2 protein-coding genes are annotated in these 867 nt (G+C 44.5%); both read right to left on the bottom strand.

Annotation, left to right across the window (positions count from 1 at the left end):
• Positions 1-218 (bottom strand): chromate transporter (locus A3739_RS18755; protein WP_197472438.1); only part of this gene is annotated, 218 nt, incomplete at its 3' end.
• 16 nt (positions 219-234) lie between these two features.
• Positions 235-867 (bottom strand): iron-containing alcohol dehydrogenase (locus A3739_RS18760; protein WP_156502688.1); only part of this gene is annotated, 633 nt, incomplete at its 5' end.

Raw genomic sequence — 867 nt, forward strand, 5'->3', positions numbered from 1 at the left:
CCTAACGCCATACCTAACTGACTACTTGCCGGCCCTGGAATGAATTGACACAGCGACAGTAAATCCGAGAAAGCTTTGTCATTGATCCAATTTAATTCATCAACAAACCGCTTTCGAAAAAAACCAATATGCGCAACTGGACCACCAAATGATGTACAGCCCAATATAAAAAACTGCGTAAATATTGCCCCGACTGAGGTCCCTTTCTCGCGATTCACGCGCGCTCCTTGTTGGTTATTTAGCGAGGCTCAGCAAAAGATTATGCGCATCGTCGGCTGACATATAAGCAGGTACCGCATAGGTTGAATTTGCTTCTTTGAACGCAGCGCGTCTGATACTCGGAAAATCCTTTAATTGAAGCGCATCGACTTTTGGAGAAATCCCTACACTTACAATCAAATCTTCAACAGCCTCAATAAACGCCAAACCTTTTTCATAAACGCTAGCATTTGCATCACAGCACTCGATAAGATCTGCGAGTTCAGCCAATCGTTCAGGCACGAAATCATGGTTAAATCTAAGAACCTTTGGCAAGACCTTAGCGTTAGCAAGACCGTGAGGTATACCGTAATAAGCGCCAAGTTGATGCGCAAATGCATGAACATAACCAAGCCCCGCAAGATTAATGGTCAAACCGCCATAAAACGAAGCAAGTGCCATATCCTCACGCGCACTTAAGTTAGCGCCCTTTTTATATACTTTGCTTAAATTATCGAACACCAACTTGATGCCAGCTTTTGAGTAGTAGCTCGACTCTTCATTGGCCATCGTACTTAAAAAAGACTCAACCAAATGCGTAAGTGCATCCATCCCAGTTGCAGCTGTTATCGCGGGAGGCAGAGCTTTCATAAGTGCAGGGTCAAGGGC

It is taken from the genome of Oleiphilus sp. HI0067 (assembly GCF_001635735.1).